Origin of the sequence: Thermosipho africanus Ob7 (genome assembly GCF_003351105.1) — a bacterium.
Classification (GTDB): Bacteria; Thermotogota; Thermotogae; order Thermotogales; family Fervidobacteriaceae; genus Thermosipho; species Thermosipho africanus.
On the sequence record NZ_NKRG01000006.1, the window covers coordinates 20,405 to 41,360 of the forward strand.

The window sequence follows — 20,956 nt, forward strand, 5'->3', positions numbered from 1 at the left end:
TAAAATGCGCAAAGGAATAATTCTTGCAGGTGGTTCAGGGACAAGGCTTTATCCATTAACTCTTACAACAAGCAAACAATTATTACCTGTGTACGACAAACCAATGATATTTTACCCACTAAGTATATTTATGCTTGCAGGTATTAGAGAGATTCTTATAATTTCTACTCCACATGACTTACCAAAATTTAAAGAATTACTTGGAGATGGTTCTCAATTCGGTGTATCTTTTGAGTATGCAGAGCAACCACAACCAAATGGTCTTGCAGAAGCATTTATAATTGGAGAAAGATTTATAGGTACAAATCCTTCTGCTATGATACTTGGTGATAATATATTCTACGGTCACAATTTAACTAAGTTATTAAAAGATGCAAATGCAAACACAGAACATGCAACGGTTTTTGCATACTATGTCGATGATCCAGAAAGATATGGTGTTGTTGAATTTGATGAAAACTTTAGAGCAGTTTCTTTAGAAGAAAAACCAAAGCAGCCTAAGTCTAATTACGCAGTAACAGGTTTGTATTTTTATCCGGCAGGTGTTTCAGAATATGCAAAATCATTAAAACCATCCTGGAGAAATGAACTTGAAATTACGGATTTAAACAAAATATACCTTGAAAAAGGTTTGTTGGATGTTAAAGTAATGGGAAGAGGATATGCTTGGTTTGATACAGGAACAGTTGAGTCACTTTTTGAAGCAACAGAATTTGTAAGAGCAATAGAAAAAAGGCAGGGGATAATAATTGCTTCACCTGAAGAAATAGCTTACTTAAATGGTTGGATAACGACAGAGAAGCTTTACAAAGCAATAGATAAATATGGAAAGTCTCAATATGGAAAATACCTTAGAAAAGTAGCAGAAGGAAAAATAATATATTCAAAGAATCAGGAGTGAGTATATGGGAAAATTTAAAAGAGTAGATACGCCAATTCAAGGATTATATATAATTGAACCAACAGTATTTGGGGATTCAAGAGGCTTTTTCATGGAAAGTTGGAATAAAAAGGAATTTGAAGAAATAGGAATAAATTGTAATTTTGTACAAGACAATCATTCGAAAAGTAAAAAAGGGGTTTTAAGAGGTTTACATTTCCAAATTGAAAATGTTCAATCAAAGTTAGTTAGATGTATTCGTGGGAAAATAATTGATATAGCAGTTGATTTAAGAAAAAATTCTCCGACATTTGGGAAGTATTTTTCTGTTGAATTATCCGAAGAAAACAGACTGATGTTTTTTATACCAAAATATTTTGCACACGGCTTTTTAGTTGTTTCCGATGAGGCGGAAGTAATTTACAAAGTAGATGAATACTATGATCCAAAATCAGATAGTGGAATAATCTGGAATGATGAAACGTTGAAAATAGACTGGCAATTAGAAAAATATGGAATTAATGAAAATGAGTTGATAATTTCTGAGAAAGATAAAAAATTGAAAACATTCAAAGAATTTATCAATTCAAATATTTGGAATGTATAATATAATAGTAGGTGGATAATATGAAAGTTTTACTTACGGGTGCAAGTGGACAACTTGGAAAAGCTTTTCAAGAGTTATTTAAAAATGAAAATGTAGAATATATAGCAACTGATATAAAGGAACTAGATATAACCAATTTGGAACAAGTATTGTCTTTTGTAAAACGATTTAAAGATATTACGCATATAATCAATTGTGCAGCATATAATCAGGTAGATAAAGCAGAGCAAGATTGGAAAAGTGCATATTTAGTTAATGGTCTTGCTGTAAGAAACCTTTCAATAGCCGCGAATGAAATAGATGCTGAAATTGTTCACTATTCAACTGACTATGTTTTCTCAGGAGAAAAAGGACAACCATATACTATATACGATACACCAAATCCAATAAATAAATATGGTGAAAGTAAAGTTTTAGGAGAAAGATTTCTTATAACAATAGCTAAAAAATGGTATTTGATAAGGACAAGTTGGGTATTTGGAGATGGACCTGTGAATTTTGTTAAAAAAGTTATTGAATGGAGTAAGAAAAATAGTGAATTAAGAATAGTAGAGGATGAAGTAAGCGCTCCAACATATGCCCTAGACCTTGCCGAAGCCACTTACGAATTAATAAAACTTAAAGCGTATGGAATATACCATATAACCAATACAACATGTTCAAGATATGAATGGGTAGAATTTATTCTTAATGAAATTAAATGGAAAGGTAAATTATTAAAGGCAAAACAAGAAGATTTTAATCTTCCTGCAAAAAGGCCAAAGTTATCAATTCTTGATAACTTTGGATATTATGAGACTACTGGAAAAGTAATGCGTGATTGGAAAGAAGTAACAAAAGAGTACATAGAGTTTCTTAAAGCAAGGGGTGAAATATAAATGACAATACTAGTTACAGGGTGTGCAGGATTTATAGGAAGTAATTTTGTATATTACTACCTTGAAAAATATAAAGTTAGAAAAATAATAGGTCTTGACAAACTTACATATGCTGGAAATCTTGAAAACCTTGAAAAATTAACTTATGAGCAAAGAAAAAGATTCAAGTTTATTAAAGGCGATATAAACAACAAAGAACTTTTGGAATACATATTTGAGGAATATGACATAGATGGAGTAATAAACTTTGCAGCGGAAAGCCATGTAGATAGGTCAATATATGATCCACAAATCTTTTTGAAAACAAATGTACTTGGAACACAATCATTACTTGATGTAGCAAAAAAATATTGGTACAAAGATGGAAGATGGAAAGAAAAAAAGAAATTTTTACAGATCTCAACAGATGAAGTATATGGCTCGCTAGGTCCAACTGGATATTTTACAGAAAAGACACCACTTGACCCACACAGTCCATATTCAGCAAGTAAAGCCTCAGCTGATTTATTAGTTAAAGCCTACCATGATACATATAAGATGCCAATTAATATAACAAGATGTTCTAATAACTATGGACCTTATCAATTTCCAGAGAAATTGATACCACTAATGATATGGAACGCGCTAAACCACAAAGAACTTCCAGTATATGGAGATGGAAAGCAAATAAGAGATTGGTTATATGTAAAAGACCATTGTAGAGCAATAGACATGGTATATGAAAAAGGAAAAGTTGGGGAAGTATACAACATAGGTGGACATAACGAAAAAGAAAATATTTATATTGTAAAGAAGATAATAGAGATATTGAGAGAAAAGACAAAAGATGAGAACATAAATGAAGGATTGATAAAACATGTAAAAGACAGGCCAGGGCACGATAGAAGATATGCAATAGATCCAACAAAGATAAAAGAGGAACTTGGTTGGGAACCAGAAGTAATGTTTGATGAAGGAATAGGAATGACTGTCGAGTGGTATTTGAATAATGTAGAGTGGATGGAGAAAGTAATATCTGGTGAATATTTAGAGTTTTATGAGAAAAATTATGGAGGTAGAAAATGATAGGGAAATTATTAAATTATATAAAACTATACAGTTTTAAGAAAAAATGGAGAGAAAAAAATAAGCATAATGAAACTAATCCAGTAAATTTGTTTCCCATAGATATCGTTAAAGTTGGATATTATTCGTATGGCCCGCTTGAAGTATATTCATGGGGTGCAAAAAATGAAAGATTAGAAATAGGGAATTTTGTTTCTATAGCCTCTGGTGTTAAATTTATTTTGGGTGGCAATCACACAATAGACACTTTTTCAACATATCCTTTCAAGGTAAAATTTTTAGGTGAAAAGACGGAAGCGTGGTCAAAAGGACCAATAATAGTAGAAGATGATGTATGGATTGGTATGGATTCAATGATATTATCTGGGGTTAAAATTGGGAAAGGGGCTATTATTGCAGCAAGAAGTGTCGTAGTTAAAGATGTTCCTCCTTATGCTATAGTTGCAGGTAATCCAGCTAAGATAGTTAAATATAGATTTAAAGATGAAATCATACAGAAACTTTTAAATGTAGACTTACTTAAGTTATTGGACAAAAGTTTTGTCGAAAATAATGTTGATTTATTGTATAAAAATTTAGATTTTGAGCTATTAATGAAATTAATAGGTGATAAAGATGAAAATCAAGAAAGATATTATTAGGGTTTTTCTTGTTAATTTTTTGTCTTTAGTGATAGGTATTGTTAATGGTTTTTTAATTCCAAAATTTTTGAACATTGAAGATTATACAATTTTTAAGACATTTACTTTGTACGCTTCATATTTAGGGATCTACCCATTAGGTTTTCTAGATGGTATGTATATTAAATATGGAGGTAAGAAAATAAACGAAATTAATATAAAAATTTTAAAGTTTGAACATATTTTTTTAAACATGTTTTTAATCGTCGAAACTTTTTTAATGTTTTTTTTGTCGATTATTTTAAAAAACAAAATGCTAATGTTATTATCTCTTAGTATATTACCATTTTGTATAAATGGAAGTTTTAGGGTACTTTTTCAAAGTTTTGGAGAATTTAAACTTTATTCATTTATACGTTATTTCGAAATGTTATATATTTTGATGAGTAATATCTTTCTTATATTCGTTTTGAAAAATTATTCTGGCTATGTGTTTTCCCTAAATTATGTTATTTCTTATTTTTTACTTTATATAATTTTAGAAATATTATTTATTAAAAAGTATGGAATTACTGGGTTTACAGTTGATAAGAGCGAGATTAAATATAATTTTAGAGTTGGTTTTTTTATATTATTAGGAAATTTGAGTAACACACTGTTTTATAGTTTAGATAGATGGTTTGTAAAGTTTTTATTGGCTATAGAAAATTTTGCGTATTATTCATTTGCTATTTCCATGATGGGAATAATAAATTTAATGATATCTTCTATTGCAATGACTTTTTACCCTTATTTAGCAAGAGGTTATACAGAAAATTTAGTTAGAGAAATCAAAAAGTATTTACTTATCATTGGTAGTTTTGCTTCTTTTGGATATTTTATTTTAGGTTTTATAGTAAGAGTTTTTTTAGAAAAATATATTCCTTCCTTAAATGTAATATCCATTCTTTTTGCAGGTTTTCCAGCAATTGGAGTTATTAATGCTTTATATATTAACTTATATAAAGTAAATAAACAGGAAAGAAAATATTTCTGGACAGTTTTATTTATGGTTATAATCTCATTTGTTTTAAATTTAATTGCTGTGATAGTAAATAAAAGCAATCAATCTATTGCTTTGGCTACAACTATAGGATTTTATGTTTGGTTTTTTTGGTCATCTAAAGATTTTAAAGGTTTAGAAACAAATAAAAAGGAAATAATGTTTTTGAGTTTATATTTACCATTATTTCTTGTTTCGACATTATACCTAGATTTGGTTAAAGGAACTATTGTTTTTGGAATAGGAGTAAGTGTTTTAGTATTTGCATTTTATAAAAAGGAGTTTGTTGAATTGGCAAAAAAGATTTTAAGAAAATAAAAATATCAAGTATTGTGTTAAGTAACGTCTTAATGATTACATTTAAAAAGAGGGGATTTTATGCAAAAAATACTTGAAAAATATAAAAATAGGTTGATAGACATAAGTAGAAGAAATAGAACTTTGTATTTAGGAAAAATATACAAAAAAAGAAGTTTTGATTTATATTCTTTAGAAAAATTTGAGGAAAATTTCTCAAAAAATATAATTGAGCATGTTGTAAAAAGAAAAAAAGGTAGAGTTATCTTTTTACCAGATCCATATGAATGGAGAAACAAACAAGAAGATAAATTAAATAAATTGCTAAAAGAAAAGAAAATAATCGAAGAAGAATTTGAGAAATCAATGGTAAATTTAGAAAAAGGTTTTGATAATCTTATATCATATTCAAAATCATTACAAAATCTCAAAAGAGAAATAGACTTTATTGAAAAAGAAACGGGCAGATATGAACTATTTCTTGGATATCCATTTGTTGAAGGAAAATTCAAAGATGGGACATATGTAAAATCCCCTCTTTTTCTTTTTCCAGTAAAGATTACAAATGTAGGAGATAAATGGTATTTAGAAAATTTATCTGAAGAAGAAGTAATGTTAAACAAAGTTTTTTGATAGCATATCAAAAGTATAATGAGGAAAAGTTTTTAGAAAATTTTGAAGAAATACCAATAAACGAAGTTTTAGAAGGTAATGTAAGTGTTATAGAATTTTTAGATAACTTGGGTATCAAGGTAAAAATTGATAAAAAAATATATATAGAAAAATTTTCTGAAGGGAAAAAAGAGATTTCAAATGGAAATCTCTACTTGAAATACTATGCAATTTTAGGAAATTTTCACCTTGCAAGTTCTATATACAATGATTATTTAGAATTGGAAAAGTTAGAAAGTTATAACAAACTTTTGGAAAAGATGCTTCTTGGAAAGAATGATGAAAAAGCTCAAAGTGAAGAATAGAATGTAAAAATAATAGAAAAAGATTTTTACTATATTTCTGAATTAGATTTTAGTCAAGAAAAGGCAATAAAAAAAGCGGAATTTAGTGATGCACTTGTAATATATGGCCCACCTGGAACAGGAAAATCCCAAACAATTGCAAATTTAATAGCGGATAATCTTGCTAAAGGCAAAAAAGTACTTATGGTTTCTGAAAAAAGGGCAGCTTTAGATGTGATATACAATAGGCTTTCTAAAATAAATTCTAAGATTGTATTAATTCATGATGCTCAAAAGGGGAAAAAAGAGTTTTATGAAAAGTTAAAAACAGTTTTAGATTCATTATTGTTAGAATATAATTTAAATAATGAAATTGATATTAAATATTATTCTGATAAGATAGATGAAAGTTTAGAAAAGTTAGAAAAATTTGGTAAGGCTTTGTTTGAAAAAAGAGCATTTGGATTAAGCCTTCAAAAGATGTATGCAAAAACAAAAAAGAAATTAAATGAAAAAGAAAAAGAAATTTTTAGATATTTTAGAAAGACTTTATATAAAGCGTATGAAAAAATTACATACAATGAAATTTTAAAAATTGTGGAAAATTTGAAAGAAGATATAGTTGAAAAGTATGTTTTATTTAGAGGTTATAATGAAAAATACAAAGAGGTTATTGAAAGTATAAAAAAGGAATTAGATGGTTTTGAATTGCAATTTTATACAGATGAACTTAAAAAACTTATAAACAACCATCGTTTAAAAGTAAGTTTAACTGGAAAATATAAAAAAGAAATAAAAGAGTTATTTTTAAAAGGAAAGTATGAAGAAAAAGACTTAGAAGAGTTATTGGATAAAATAAATAGAAAAGAAAAAAGCGGGGAATTTAAAAGGCTAGAAAAACTAGAACAATTTCAATGGTGGAATCCATTTTATTATATTTTAAAAAATAAAAGGCATAAAGCAGCAAATGAATTAAGAAAAGAGCTAGAGGATAATAGAAGAAGGATATTTTCGGAGATTAAAAGTGATTACTTTTTATTAAAGAAAGTTATTGATGCATTAGAATTTCTGAAAGAACTAACAAATAAATATGATTAAATATTCACAAGTTTAATAAAGGAAAAAGATGTAAGCAAAGAGGTAGAAAGAATATACGATTTTTTGTTAGTATATGAAAAGTATAAAGATTTAGAATATTTGTTTAAAAATTTTTCAAAAGAAGAAATTGATTTTTTAGATTTTTCCTACGTAATGAAAGATATAGAGTCTCCAAAAGAAATGATAAAAATCCTACCAAAGTTTTTTATCTTACAAAAGATATTTGAAATAGAAGAAAAGGAAAAAGATATAAACCTAATCTATGATTCTTACAAAAGTTTAGTTGAAGAAGTAAAAAGAAACATTTCATTTAAAATGGAGAAAGTGCCCTCACATATAATTAATTTTTGGAATGAAAGATTTAAATATGTGAGCAGTATTTATGAAAACCAGCAATTATTTAAAGAATTTAAAAGGCAAGCATCTAAAAAAAGAAAATTATGGTCAATTAGGAAATACATTGAAACTTTTAAGGATATAGTCTTAGAACTTTTTCCTTGTTTTCTTTTAACACCGGAGACCGTCTCTGAAATTTTCCCACTTGTTGAAGGTATGTTTGATGTGGTTATATTTGATGAAGCATCACAAATTTTTATTGAAAAAGCGATTCCTTCAATTTATAGAGGGAAAAAGGCAGTAATTGCAGGTGATGATAAACAGCTGCGGCCTACTTCATTTTTTATGGTACGTGATATAGATGATAAAGAGGAAGAAAATTTAGAGAGTATGGCAGCAATGGAAGAAGAAAGTTTACTAGACCTTGCAAAGATAAATTTTGATTCTACGCATCTTTTATTCCATTATAGGTCAAGATATAAAGAGTTGATTGATTTTTCAAACCATGCTTTCTATGAAGGTAGATTATATGTCTCACCAAATGTTGAAAATTTTGAAAAGCCGATAGAAAGAATAAAAGTTAATGGAATTTGGGAAAATAGACAAAATCTAGAAGAAGCACAGGTTGTTGTAGAGCTTGTAGATAAAATCTTGAAAGAAAGAAAAGAAAATGAAACTATTGGTATAGTTACATTCAATATCACTCAAAAAGAATTAATAGAAGATTTATTAGATGAGAAAGTAAGAAAGGATATAGAATTTGAAAAATTGTACAATGCAGAATTACTTAGAAAAGAAAATGAAGAAGATAAAAGTATTTTTGTAAAAAACATAGAAAACGTCCAAGGAGATGAGAGGGATATAATAATTTTTTCTACAGGATATGCACCAGACCAATTTGGAAGATTAAGATTAAATTTTGGAGCGTTAAATAAAGATGGAGGAGAAAATAGATTAAACGTTGCAATATCAAGGGCAAAAAAGAAAATATACGTTGTTACATCAATTGAACCAGAAGATATAAAGATTGATAACATCAAAAACCCTGGGCCAAAGCTTTTAAAAGAATATTTGAAATATGTAAGAGCAGTTTCGTTAAATAATAAAAAGGAAGCAGAAGAAATTTTATATTCACTTTCAAATATAAGTTCAAAGGATGAATTAATATTTGAAAGTGATTTTGAAGAAGAAGTATATGAAAAGCTTAGTCAAAGTAAAATAATAAAAGAAAGAAACTTAAGGCTTCATACACAAGTTAGTTCATCTGGATATAGAATTGATATAGGAGTGTATGAACCTAGACAATCAAAATATATACTTGGAATAGAATGTGATGGAGCTTTATATCATAGTTCAAAATCAGCAAGAGAAAGAGATATCCACAGGCAAAAATTTTTAGAATCAAGAGGTTGGAAGATAGTAAGGATATGGAGTAAGGATTGGTGGAGTAATCCTGAAAAAGAAATTGAAAAAATTGAAAATATTTTAGAAAAAATGAATTATAAATTAGATCAGTATAATGACAAAAAAATTACTGATGAGCTACTTGCAAATGATTGATAAAGATAAATAAAGATACTAAAAAATTTTAAAAATTATTAAGTTTAGGAATTTTAATGTATGTGTCTAAATTTAAACTAGCATAAAATTTTATATTAAAAAATACCCTAGAAAAACGCCCAATTGTAATAGAAAATATAGAATATTTAGATTCATATGTAAAAGATGTTATTAAAGAATTTAATAAAGAAATATTAATTTTCAAGTTAAAAAACAAAATGAAATAAGTTAAAATTTACTAATTTACTAAAAGATTCTAATTATTATAGGTTATTCAAAAAACAAAAACTAGAAATTAAAAATTCTTAAGCTATCTTGCAAAAAATGGATCAATAACCCCATATCTTTTATCAACCTTTTCAACCACATTCATCTTTACAAGCTTATCAAGTGCAGCTTTCACACTACCAGCACTTATATCCAAATCATATGGTGATACTTCAAATGCAATACTTTTTAACACCATTTTTTGATTTGCTGTTAGTGAGTTTCACAGTGTTTCAAACATCGCTCTTTCAGATAATATAACCTGATTTATACTTTCCATATTACATTTTCCCTTTGCGTGCGTCATATTCCACAGAGTATGTGATATAAATTGAATATAATACGGATGTCCTTTACTTATTTCATATAGTTTTTCTATTACTTCATTTTCAATTAATATACCTGTTGAATTAAATTTTTGCTTTATAAATCGTACTACATCAATCTTTTCAAGTGGTCAAAGATTATATATCTTTGAAAATCTATCAACTCTGAATAACTCATTTCTTCAACCGACCATACTACTTCTTCTTTATACGTCCTAAAATACCTTTCTATATTTGCATTTCCACGTTCATTGTTGTAACTTGTAAATATTTGCTGTATTCCTAATATCTTACATTCTTGCATAAATCTCCTGCTTGTAGGCTGACTACCATTATCACTTGTCTGTATTACTTTCTTTCCTCTTACTCCGTCTTTATACCCTTCATTTAATGCTTTATTTAGCGTTCCATTCTTCTGTTCTTCCTCTGAGACTTATTTGTGAGCCTAGTACTTCCCTTGTATACCACTTACTGCTATGTAATTTATATAGCACAAATACGTCTATATCACCAATATGGATGTTCCTGTTTTAACTTTTGTATGATCAAACACTTTCATCATTTTTCTTTCTCATGTATTTTCTAGGTTTGTAATAATACGTACTTCTACTTATTTTCAAATACCTTACAGCTTCAGATATACTGAATCCTTTTTCAATTAATAAACTTAATGTTTTCCTCCAGGGTGAATGACTGTTTTTTTAGACTGAAAAACGATAGCTTGTTTACCAATAATTTGTTCAAGCTCTTGTATCTTCCTTTGATATAGTGCTACTTGAGAAGAAATGAAAGAATTTTCAAGTGCAGACTTTGCACCAATACTTATCTCTCCACTTGTACTACTGCCCTTGAGAAATACCGAGCTCTCTACAAATTTCAGCTATAGCTTTTTTCCATCTTAATCCTTCAAGAACAACTACAATTTTCTTTATCAGAAAACTTTCTTCGCATACCTTTCACTCCACCTCATGAAAAATTATACTCTTTCTTTTTTCTCTGTCCAATCCTTCAGGGGAGCAGTATATGTATTTTCAATTTTGATATGTTATGATACCCTTTTATTAGAAACTCTTTCATTCTTAAAAGGTTATGTTGATACTATATTTGTTCCTGCATATAACAAAGGTGTAAATACATACATAGGATTAGCGGATGCTATGAGTAAATTAGTATTTTGTAACTTTGTTATTGCCAACACTGGAGTGTATGGTAATTCAGTTGTTAGAATCCCATATTATGGCATTCACAAAAGGGAAACATTAACACTTGAATGAAATAGGATATTTGGTGCACAATAGATATTCCAATAAAACATTTGCAAGGTTACAGAAAAGAAATTTCAAAAATGGGAGAAGAACCTAATGATAGAAAATTCAAAGCTTTTCCTCCAGGATATGAGTATAGAGAAATTTAATGTTTTTAGTTTACTTTGAGCAAAGAATTTTTTCACTTTTTTAGCATAAAATATTAAAATCCTATACTATTTTTTTAAAAACTGAAAATGTGGAATTGATAAAGAATTCAAGAATACCTAAGATTTTGATATTGCGTATTGACTACATGGAAATAATTGATTAACATGAAAGTATTCATGCTAGCGTGAATTATTCAGAAGCAATCTTTTGTAGAAAAGCAAATGTCTTTTATTATAGCATGCTATATGCTATAATAAAAGTTGGCTTAGGTGAATTTTAAAATAATAAAAATAGCATATAGCTGGGAGGTTTTTGGGATGAAAAAAGTTATCATTTTATTCTTGGTTGTCTTTGTTGTAAGCATTTTTTCATACACCGTAAGAGTAGGAGATACTTTAACAATTGAAGTTTTAAACCAACCTCAACTTTCAAGAACAGTTAAAGTAGCATTTGATGGAACTATTCCTTATCCATATGCTGGGAATATAAAGGTTGTTGGAAAAACAGTTGAAGAAATAGCCCAAATACTAAAACCATATGTTGAAAAAATTGTTAGGGATCCACAAATTACGGTTTATGTTGAAGAATACGCTCCAATGCTAGTTTTTATCCAAGGGGCAGTTAACAAGGTATTTGATATTTCTGTTTATCCAGGCATAACTTTAACAAAGTTATTTTCTTTTGTTGGTATTTCAAAAGATTCAGATGTCGATTTTGAAAATGTTCAAATAAAACGTGGGGATAATATAATTTCAGTTAATCTTTTGCCATATTTTTATCAAGGAAGATTTGACAAAGATATAGTTTTAAAAGAAGGGGACATAATTTATATTCCACCACTTCTAGATAGTAAAACAATAAAGGTTATGGGTGCATATACTCTTGAAATTCCATATGAACCTGATATTAAATTAAGTAATGTTCTTTTAAAACTTGGACCACTAGATGAAAAATCTGCAGATATTGAAAATGCAAAAATATTTATAGATGGAAAAGTTATTGAAATTAATCTTAAAGAAGTTATTTCAAACAAAAAAGATATAGAACTTTCTGCAGGCTCAAGGATATATATTCCAAAAATTCCAGAATTTTACGTATATATTCAAGGGTATGTAAAAAATAAGGGAGAGATAGAGTTTTTAGCTGATGAGAAAAAGACATTAAAAATATTACTTGCAAAAGCTGGTCTTTTAGACGAAGAAGTTGAAAATGAAGGTATAGTGGTGATTAACAATGAGAAAAAATTAAATGCCAAAGATGTAGTTTTTGGAGAACAAGATTACAATTTAAATAAAGGAGACATTGTTCAGGTTTTATACGAACCATTTACTGTTAATGTTGTTGGATTAAAGGGTGGAAGTGTTACACTGCTTCATAACGAGCCGAGGACTTTACCGTATTTGATTAAAAAGATAGGAATTAGTCAGCCTGAATCAATTGAATCAGTTCAGTTGGTAAGAAATGGTAAAATACAGGATTTTGATATTAACACTCTTATTTATCAAAATCCTTCAATTCCACTTGAAAAAAATGATACTATTGTAATTAAAAGTTCTCAGGCAAATGCAGTTTATTTAACGGGAGATATTGCCTCGTATGTAGGTTTTGCCTTAAATGAAAAGATAACGCTACAAAGAATATTAGCAAAAGTTGGACTTTCAGACTATAGAAAAATTGAAAGTATTACATTAAATGGAGAAAAATTAGATTTTAATAAAGACATGGAGATAGAAAAAGGATCAATACTAAATGTAACTTTGAAAAAGCCTATTTATGTAACTGCAATGGGATATATTAAAAACACGGGAAGGGTAGAATTTAACTATTATGAAACAGCAGACCTTAAAACCCTTTTTGGAAAGCTTGGAGGCCTTATTGTAGGTCCTGACTTGTATTATACATCTGATAAGGTTTATGTAATAAGAAATGGGAAAGTTGTAAATACTTTAGATGCTCAAAAGATATATAATGGTGAAGAAAATATGATGCTTGAAGATAATGATTTTGTATTTGTAACTGAAAAAGCTCCAAGGTATGTGTATGTACTTGGAAAAGGAGTTTTAAATAGTATAGTAAAATTCAAAAATACAGAAGAGTTTGATTTTAAAACACTTATTTCAAAAATCGGTGGAATTAAAGATGGAATTAGTAAAACTGTTACCATTTTAAATGGTTCTACGAAAACAACATTTACTTGGAATGAATATACAAATATGGAACTTGAAAATGGTAGCACCATTATATTTGATATTGATACGAAAAATTATGTATTTGTTGTAGATGAAAGTGGAAGACCTAATATGTTTTATCTTAGCAAGGAAAATACAACACTTTATGAGTTAATGAGCAAGGTAAATATTAACAAGGCGTATAAATTTGTAAAACTTACTAGGGATGCAACTGAAAAAATAATTGATATTTCAAACATTGAATATACTTTGTCATTTAATGTAAAACCTGGAGATATTATTAAAGTAATTGATGCTCCACAAAATATAGCATACGTGCTAGGTGAAGTTAATAGACCAGGAGTTATTTCTGTTAATGAGGGAACAACAGTTCTTGAAGCAATTATTTCTGCAGGTTATTTTGGAGCAAAAGCAGCTCCTTCGTCTGTCTACCTATACAAAGGTGGAATAGATGGAGAGGCAATAAAGGTTAACTTAAGTGGAGCAATTAGAGGAGGCAATATTAAAGAAAATCCAAAGATTGAACCAGGAGACATAGTTTATGTACCAGCAGATGCATTTAAAACAGCACTTGACTGGGTGCCAGTTATTAGAAGCTTAATAGGTCTTTATAACGATGTAAACGGGTTAATAAACTAAAACATATTGAGGGAGGGCTGGAATAATGGATAACAACCAAATAGATGAATTAACATTATCTGACATTCTAAAAATTTTCAAAAAGAGGAAACTTTGGTTTTGGGCAGTATTTATACTTACGATCCTTGCTACAGGAGTCTATTTATACTTTTTTGCAACTCCTATTTATGAAGTTTCTACTAAAGTTAAAATACCTGCAAGAAGTGGTGCCTCGTCACTTTCATCATTATCATCTCTTTCGGGAGCTGTTGCTTTAATTTTGGGAGGTAGTAGCGCTGCGCCTGGCATTTCAGATCAGATAGAGATTATAAAGAGCAGAAAGACTCTTACAAAGGTTATTGAGCAATTAAATCTTCTTGAATATTTTAGAAATAAAGTAAAAGATGAAGAGGCAAAGAAAAATATAACTATAAATTATGTTATATCTACACTTCAGGAAGAAATAATAACTGTGGAACCTTTAAAAGACACTTCATTTATTGAAATAAAAGTTAGTTTAGATGATAAAGAGCTTGCATACAAAATTTCTAAAGCACTTATAGATGCATATACAGAAGTTTCAAGCGAATTAAATAAAGATGAAAATACGTATATGATTGAATTTATAGAAAAGCAACTACCTGTTACTGAAAAAGAGCTTGCTGAAATAGAAGAAAAGTTAAAAAATTTCAAGCAAACAAAGTCAGTTCTTCCCTCAAAAGAAGCTGAATTGCTTTTGGATGCACTTTCTGAAATTGACAAGCAGTATTTTGCAACAAAGATACAATATCAAGAAACATTGACAAAGCTTGATGAACTAAAAAAATCTGTATCAGACGTAAAAGACCTTATAGAAAAGCTTAAATATGTTCCTAATAGTCCTATAATAGCATCTTTGCGTGAGAAATTAACGGAATATCAAATAGAATATAACGCACTGCTTCAAAAATATTCAGAAGACTCTGTCGAAGTTTCTGAATACAAAGCAAGAATAGAAGAGGCTCAAAAAAGAATTCAACAAGAGGTTAAAAATATTATTTCAAGCCAGCTAAATACAGATGATCCTATTTTAAGTAGTATTTCATCCGAACTTGTTACTACTCAATCTTCTATTGAGATTCTCAAGGCAAGCCTTAATGCACTATTAAGTTTAAAAACTGAGCTAGAAAATCAAATAAAAAAACTGCCGGAAATTGAGCAAGAATATTTATCACTTCAAAGAGATTATCAATTAAAACAGAGTGCATATGTTCTTTTAAAGTCAAAACTTGAAGAAGCAAAACTTACAACTGCAGGGCTTAATTTAAATGTCCCTATAATTGTTGATGAGCCATTTATTCCTGAAAAACCTGCAAAACCAAACAAGAAACTTACTTTGGCTATTGGTGGAGTTCTTGGAATTTTCCTTGGGATTTTGGCTGTATTTTTGTCAGAGGCAAGTGATAAGAAGATTAGAGACTCGTTTGATATAGAAAAGCTTATTGAAAAAGAACCAATAGTTCTTACAGGTAGTAGCGATTTTACAAACTTGAAATTTTTAAACGATATTAAAACAATTGCGTTGAACTTACTTAAAGAAGGAACACCAAAAACTATTGGTGTTACAAGCATTGGAAAAGTTGAAGAAAAGGATGATGTTACTTTAAGACTTGCAGAATTTTTCTCATCAACAGGTAATACTATTTTGATTGATTTTGAAGGCAAATATATTGCAAGAGGCTTGAAAGGAACTGATAAAAATAATATTTACAATTTCAAGGAAAATTTAGACGTGTTTTCTGCAGCCAAAACATCTGAAATGTCTGAATTTTTGAAATTGGTTAATAGCTTTGAAAAAGATTTTGAAAATATTAAGCAAAATTATGACTATATAATCTTTAACTTACCAAACTATGAAAATCCTGATGTTTTGGCATTTGTAAAATACTGCGAAAAATTTGTTTTGATTGCAAAAAAAGATGTTAGTGAAAAAGAAAGTTTCTTAAAGGCATATGCCGAATTAAAAGAATCAGTAGTTGTCCTAAAAAAATGATTTTTAATTAATTAAATAGTTCTCTATATGATATTTAGGAGGATTACATATTGTATCTTCATATTTTAAATGATAATAAATATTCTGATAAATTTATAGAATTTATAAATCAAAATTTTTCTATATCGGATCATCATTTTGTAACGTTTAGTAAACGCCCTAAATATCTTGATAGAGGCAAGGTAGAGATAGTAGATATCTATAAATTAAGTCAAATAAGATGGTTATATAAAAAAATTTCTAATGCCGACAAAATATTTTTACATTCACTTTTTCGTGGTGGAAAAAGTCTGATGTTATTTTTATTTAATAGAAAAAATCTTTATAAGACCTACTGGGTAGTGTGGGGGGGAGACCTTTACAACTATTGGTTAAAAGATTCTCATTCAGTTAGAGAAAAAGTGTTAGAAAAATTGAAGAGAAAAGTAATAAAGAAAATTTATGGAATAATAGCGTTAGTACAGGAAGATTATTTATTTGCTAAAGAAAAATACAAGACAAAAGCAAAATACTATTATGCATTTTATTTAAATCCAGTTGATTTTAAAATGCTGGATACATTTTCAGATCAAAAAAATAAAGAAGAAAAAACAATATTAATTGGAAATTCTGCAGCACCAACCAATAATCATTTTGAAATACTTAGTAGTTTGTCTAAGTATAGACTTAACAATTTCAAAATTATTTGCCCACTTTCCTACGGTAGTTCACAAGAATATATAAAAAAAGTATGTGAATATGGAGTTAAACTATTTGGAGATAACTTTATTGCATTAACAGAATTTCTCTCCCCGGAAGAATATGCCAAGATATTAGCAAATGTAGATGTGGCAATATTCGCACATAGGAGGCAGCAAGCCCTTGGGAATATATTGGCACTTCTTTATCTTGGAAAGAAAGTGTACATAAGAAGTGATATTTCATCTTGGGCGTTTTTTAACAGATTTGGTATCAAAGTATTTGATACTAAAAACATATTAGATGGTTCTGAGAAAGATATATTTACATTTGAAGAAAAGATTGCAATTAAGAATAGAGAGATAGTATTAAATGAATTTTCAGAAGAACGTTGTGTGCAACTTTGGAAAAATGTGTTTGAATCGAAATTGAACGGGAGAGATATGTAATGAAAGGGATAATACTTTCAGGAGGAAAGGCAACAAGGCTTTATCCAGCAACGATATCAGTAAGCAAACAACTATTACCGGTATATGACAAACCAATGATATATTATCCACTATCAATTTTATTATTTGCAGGTATAAGAGAAATACTAATAATAACCAACCCAGAATTTTTGCCATTATACCAAAAATTGCTTGATGATGGTTCACAATTGGGGATAAAAATAACATATAAGGAGCAACTTAAACCAAGAGGGATAGCAGATGCATTTTTAGTAGGAGAAGAATTTATAGGAGATTCAAATGTAGCACTTATATTAGGTGACAACTTATTCTTTGGTCAAAGCTTTGGTCAGGCAGTGCAAAAAGCTGCTCAATTTAAAGAAGGGGCTGTTGTTTTTGCGTATCCTGTACGTAATCCAAAAGACTTTGGTGTGGTGGAATTTGATAAAAATGGAAAAGCAATATCGCTAGAAGAAAAGCCAGAAAAGCCAAAATCGAATTGGGCAGTACCAGGGCTTTACTTTTATGATAATAAAGTTGTAGAAATAGCAAAAAATCTAAAGCCGTCGGCACGTGGAGAATTAGAAATTACCGATGTAAATAAAGAATATCTTAAAAAGGGGGAATTAAAAGTAATACCTCTAGGCAGGGGAGTTGCGTGGCTTGATACAGGGACTCCCGAAGGATTGCTTGAGGCATCAAACTTTGTAGCAACGATACAAAAAAGGCAAGGATTTTACATAGCATGTATAGAAGAAGTAGCGTATAGAATGGGATATATAACAAGAGAGCAGTTATATGAACTTGGGAAAAAACAAGAAAAAACAGATTATGGAAAATACATTTTAGAATTGGCTGGTGAAATTAAATGATCAATGTAACAAGAAGCATAATGCCTGATTTTGAAAAATATACACAGATGATAGAAAAGCTTTGGGAGACAAGATGGCTTACAAACAACGGAGAATATCTAGTAAAGCTTGAAAAAGCATTGGAGGAGAGATTTAATACAAAATGTGCAGTAGTTTCAAATGGTACATTAGCATTACTAATTGCCATAGAGTTGTTCGATTTTCCGAAAGATTCTGAGATAATAACTACTCCGTTTACATTTGTAGCAACATCAAGTTCAATAATTTGGCAAAAATATAAACCAGTATTTGTAGATATAAATCCAGAAACATTTAACATAGACCCTAATGAAATTGAAAAAAAGATAACAGAAAATACAAGAGCGATATTAGCAGTACATGTTTTTGGGAATCCTTGTGATATTGAAAAAATAGAAGAAATAGCAAAGAAACATAGATTAAAGATAATATATGATGCAGCACACTGTTTTGATGTTTATTATAAAGGAGAATCTATTTATAAATTTGGGGATGTATCAATAGCAAGTTTTCATGCAACAAAGGTATTTCATACAATAGAAGGTGGAGCAATATTTTCAGACAATGATGAATTAATAAGGAAAGCAAAAAGATTAAGAAACTTTGGCTTTAATGAAGAAATAGAAATAGAAGATAAAGGGATAAATGCAAAAATGAATGAATTTCAGGCAGCAATGGGATTATTAAATTTAGAGATAGTTGGAAAAGAAATAAAAAAACGCAAAAAAATTTATGAAAGCTACAAAGAAAAATTAAAAGGGTTAGTAAAGTTTCAAAAATTATCAAGTAATATAACAAAATATAATTACATATATATGCCAGTTTTATTTGAGAATCAAGAGCAAAGAGAAAAAGCATACAAAAAATTAAAAGAAGAAGGCTATAACACACGAAAATACTTTTTTCCATCATTAGATACAGTGTTTAATCAAGAAAATCAATGTAAAACATCGCAAGAAATCTCGAAAAGAATTTTACATTTACCGTTGTATGGTGATTTAGAAGAAAAACATGTTGAAAAAATATGTACAACAATAGAAAAAGTTGTTAGGGGGTAAGCATATGAAAACAAGTTTTTATACACCCGAAGAATTGAAAGAATTAGGGTTTAAATCAATAGGGAAGAATGTTTTAATAAGTAGAAAAGCTTCGATATATAAGCCAGAATTAATTGAGATAGGAGATAACGTTAGGATAGATGACTTTTGCATTTTGTCAGGGAAGATAAAGCTTGGAAGTTTTATACACATAGCAGCAGGTTGTTATTTGTTTGCTGGAGAAGCAGGAATAATCATGGAAGATTTTAGTGGTTTGTCAAGTAGAGTAAGTGTTTATGCTATTACCGATGATTACTCAGGAGAATTTTTAACAAATCCAATGGTACCAGAAAAATACAGAAACATTATATCTGAACCAGTAATTATAAAAAAACATGGATTGATTGGAACAGGTGCGACAATACTTCCAGGCGTTACGATAGGAGAAGGAGCAGCAGTGGGAAGCATGGCACTAGTAAATAAAGATATACCAGAATGGACTATTGCTGTTGGAATACCGGCAAAGCCTGTAAAGGAAAGAAAAAGAGATTTACTTGAACTTGAAAAAAGATTATATGAAGAATTAAAGTTGAGGTGATTATGTGAAATTACTAGTTACAGGATGCTGTGGATTTATAGGAAGCAACTTTGTTTATTATTATCTTGAAAAACACAAAGAAGCTCAAATAATAGGATTAGACAAACTTACATATGCTGGGAATCTAGATAATTTATCAAAACTAAGTGATGATCAAAAGAAAAGATTTGAATTTGTAAGAGGTGATATAAATAACGGAGAATTGATAGAGTATTTGATAGAAAAATATGATATAGATGTAATAGTAAACTTTGCAGCAGAAAGTCATGTAGATAGGTCAATATATAATCCAAGAGAATTTTTAGAAACAAATGTACTTGGGGTACAGACTTTATTGGATGTAGTAAGAAAAAAATGGAACAAAAATGGGAAATGGATAGAAGGTAAAAAATTTATTCAAATATCGACTGATGAAGTATATGGGACACTTGGACCGAGTGGGAAATTTACAGAAAAGACCCCGATTAGTCCTAGAAGTCCGTATTCAGCAAGTAAAGCATCTGCCGATTTACTTGTTTTAGCATATCATGAGACGTATGGTATGCCGGTAAATATTACTAGATGTTCAAATAATTATGGGCCATATCAATTTCCAGAGAAATTAATACCGTTGATGATATTAAATGCTTTAGAACATAAGAACCTTCCGATTTATGGAGATGGCAGGCAGATACGTGATTGGATACATGTGCTTGATCATTGTAGGGCAATAGATTTAGTGATTGAAAAGGGAAAAGTAGGAGAGGTATACAATGTAGGAGCAGATAATGAATGGGAGAACATAAAGATAGTGAGGAAGATAATAGAAATTTTGAGAGAGTTTACTAAGGATGAAGAAATAAATGAGAATCTTATAAAGCATGTAAAAGATAGGCCAGGACATGATAGGAGGTATGCAATAGATAGTACAAAGATCCAGCATGAACTTGGTTGGAAGCCAGAAATCACATTTGAAAAAGGGTTGAGAGATACAATAAAGTGGTATTTGGATAATAAAGAATGGATAGAAAAGATTAGAAGTGGAGAATACAGAGATTGGTATGAAAAACATTATGTGTCTGAAAAAAAGATTTGATAGATAGGCAAAAGCATAATTAAAAATAAATAATAATAAGATC

Annotated in this window: 19 protein-coding genes and 1 pseudogene; 18 read left to right on the forward strand and 2 right to left on the reverse strand. The window is 29.1% G+C overall.

Annotation, left to right across the window (positions count from 1 at the left end):
• Nucleotides 1-4: 4 nt before the first annotated feature.
• From rfbA (OB7_RS07020) to OB7_RS07065, 10 genes are all read left to right on the forward strand, one after another.
• The gene (rfbA, locus tag OB7_RS07020; protein WP_114702860.1) at nt 5-901 is read left to right on the forward strand and encodes a glucose-1-phosphate thymidylyltransferase RfbA; all 897 of its coding nucleotides are present in this window, start codon (nt 5-7) and stop codon (nt 899-901) included.
• A 4-nt stretch (nt 902-905) separates the two neighbouring features.
• Nucleotides 906-1,487, forward strand: coding sequence for a dTDP-4-dehydrorhamnose 3,5-epimerase (gene rfbC, locus OB7_RS07025; RefSeq protein WP_114702861.1), 582 nt, complete (start codon nt 906-908; stop codon nt 1,485-1,487).
• Between the two features lie 20 nt (nt 1,488-1,507).
• Nucleotides 1,508-2,365, forward strand: coding sequence for a dTDP-4-dehydrorhamnose reductase (gene rfbD / locus OB7_RS07030; protein WP_114702862.1), 858 nt, complete (start codon nt 1,508-1,510; stop codon nt 2,363-2,365).
• The gene (gene rfbB / locus OB7_RS07035) at nt 2,366-3,430 is read left to right on the forward strand and encodes a dTDP-glucose 4,6-dehydratase (protein ID WP_114702863.1); all 1,065 of its coding nucleotides are present in this window, start codon (nt 2,366-2,368) and stop codon (nt 3,428-3,430) included.
• Nucleotides 3,427-4,071, forward strand: coding sequence for a CatB-related O-acetyltransferase (locus OB7_RS07040; RefSeq protein ID WP_114702864.1), 645 nt, complete (start codon nt 3,427-3,429; stop codon nt 4,069-4,071). The genes rfbB (OB7_RS07035) and OB7_RS07040 overlap by 4 nt, the downstream gene beginning before the upstream one ends.
• A complete protein-coding gene (locus OB7_RS07045) occupies nt 4,046-5,410 on the forward strand; it encodes an MATE family efflux transporter (protein WP_114702865.1) in 1,365 nt (454 codons plus the stop codon). Before OB7_RS07040 ends, OB7_RS07045 begins: the two co-directional genes overlap by 26 nt.
• A 60-nt stretch (nt 5,411-5,470) precedes the next feature.
• The gene (locus tag OB7_RS07050; RefSeq protein WP_114702866.1) at nt 5,471-6,022 is read left to right on the forward strand and encodes a DUF4011 domain-containing protein; all 552 of its coding nucleotides are present in this window, start codon (nt 5,471-5,473) and stop codon (nt 6,020-6,022) included.
• Complete coding sequence (locus tag OB7_RS07055; RefSeq protein WP_114702867.1) at nt 6,019-6,366, forward strand: hypothetical protein; 348 nt, start codon at nt 6,019-6,021, stop codon at nt 6,364-6,366. The genes OB7_RS07050 and OB7_RS07055 overlap by 4 nt, the downstream gene beginning before the upstream one ends.
• Nucleotides 6,367-6,399: 33 nt before the next feature.
• A complete protein-coding gene (locus tag OB7_RS07060; protein ID WP_282956783.1) occupies nt 6,400-7,443 on the forward strand; it encodes an AAA domain-containing protein in 1,044 nt (347 codons plus the stop codon).
• Nucleotides 7,444-7,506: 63 nt separating this feature from the next.
• Nucleotides 7,507-9,339, forward strand: coding sequence for an AAA domain-containing protein (locus tag OB7_RS07065; RefSeq protein ID WP_114702869.1), 1,833 nt, complete (start codon nt 7,507-7,509; stop codon nt 9,337-9,339).
• A gap of 310 nt (nt 9,340-9,649) precedes the next feature.
• Here OB7_RS07065 and OB7_RS09850 read toward each other — a convergent pair whose 3' ends face one another.
• Nucleotides 9,650-9,805 carry a hypothetical protein gene (locus OB7_RS09850; RefSeq protein WP_157782486.1) on the reverse strand — a complete coding sequence of 52 codons (156 nt, stop codon included), beginning with the start codon at nt 9,803-9,805 and terminating at the stop codon, nt 9,650-9,652.
• A gap of 281 nt (nt 9,806-10,086) precedes the next feature.
• Nucleotides 10,087-10,867 (reverse strand): annotated as a pseudogene (locus tag OB7_RS10055) (transposase); the annotation flags it as partial.
• Nucleotides 10,868-10,969: 102 nt separating this feature from the next.
• Here OB7_RS10055 and OB7_RS07075 point away from each other — a divergent pair.
• The 8 genes from OB7_RS07075 to rfbB (OB7_RS07110) all read left to right on the forward strand — a co-directional run bounded on the left by OB7_RS07075 (nt 10,970) and on the right by rfbB (OB7_RS07110) (nt 20,913).
• On the forward strand, nt 10,970-11,206 hold the full coding sequence (locus OB7_RS07075; protein ID WP_004104354.1) for a hypothetical protein: 237 nt from the start codon (nt 10,970-10,972) through the stop codon (nt 11,204-11,206).
• 458 nt (nt 11,207-11,664) lie between these two features.
• Nucleotides 11,665-14,175 (forward strand): polysaccharide biosynthesis/export family protein, encoded by a 2,511-nt coding sequence (locus tag OB7_RS07080; RefSeq protein ID WP_114702870.1) that lies wholly within the window; start codon nt 11,665-11,667, stop codon nt 14,173-14,175.
• 25 nt (nt 14,176-14,200) lie between these two features.
• A complete protein-coding gene (locus tag OB7_RS07085) occupies nt 14,201-16,186 on the forward strand; it encodes an exopolysaccharide transport family protein (protein WP_114702871.1) in 1,986 nt (661 codons plus the stop codon).
• 50 nt (nt 16,187-16,236) lie between these two features.
• Entirely contained in the window at nt 16,237-17,313 is a 1,077-nt protein-coding gene (locus tag OB7_RS07090; RefSeq protein ID WP_004104359.1) for a TDP-N-acetylfucosamine:lipid II N-acetylfucosaminyltransferase, read from the forward strand.
• Entirely contained in the window at nt 17,313-18,185 is an 873-nt protein-coding gene (rfbA, locus tag OB7_RS07095) for a glucose-1-phosphate thymidylyltransferase RfbA (protein WP_004104361.1), read from the forward strand. The genes OB7_RS07090 and rfbA (OB7_RS07095) overlap by 1 nt, the downstream gene beginning before the upstream one ends.
• The gene (locus OB7_RS07100; RefSeq protein ID WP_004104366.1) at nt 18,182-19,261 is read left to right on the forward strand and encodes a DegT/DnrJ/EryC1/StrS family aminotransferase; all 1,080 of its coding nucleotides are present in this window, start codon (nt 18,182-18,184) and stop codon (nt 19,259-19,261) included. The genes rfbA (OB7_RS07095) and OB7_RS07100 overlap by 4 nt, the downstream gene beginning before the upstream one ends.
• Before the next feature lie 4 nt (nt 19,262-19,265).
• Entirely contained in the window at nt 19,266-19,838 is a 573-nt protein-coding gene (locus OB7_RS07105) for an acyltransferase (RefSeq protein ID WP_004104367.1), read from the forward strand.
• 4 nt (nt 19,839-19,842) lie between these two features.
• Nucleotides 19,843-20,913, forward strand: a complete 1,071-nt coding sequence (gene rfbB / locus OB7_RS07110; RefSeq protein WP_004104368.1) for a dTDP-glucose 4,6-dehydratase — start codon at nt 19,843-19,845, stop codon at nt 20,911-20,913.
• Nucleotides 20,914-20,956: the final 43 nt, after the last annotated feature.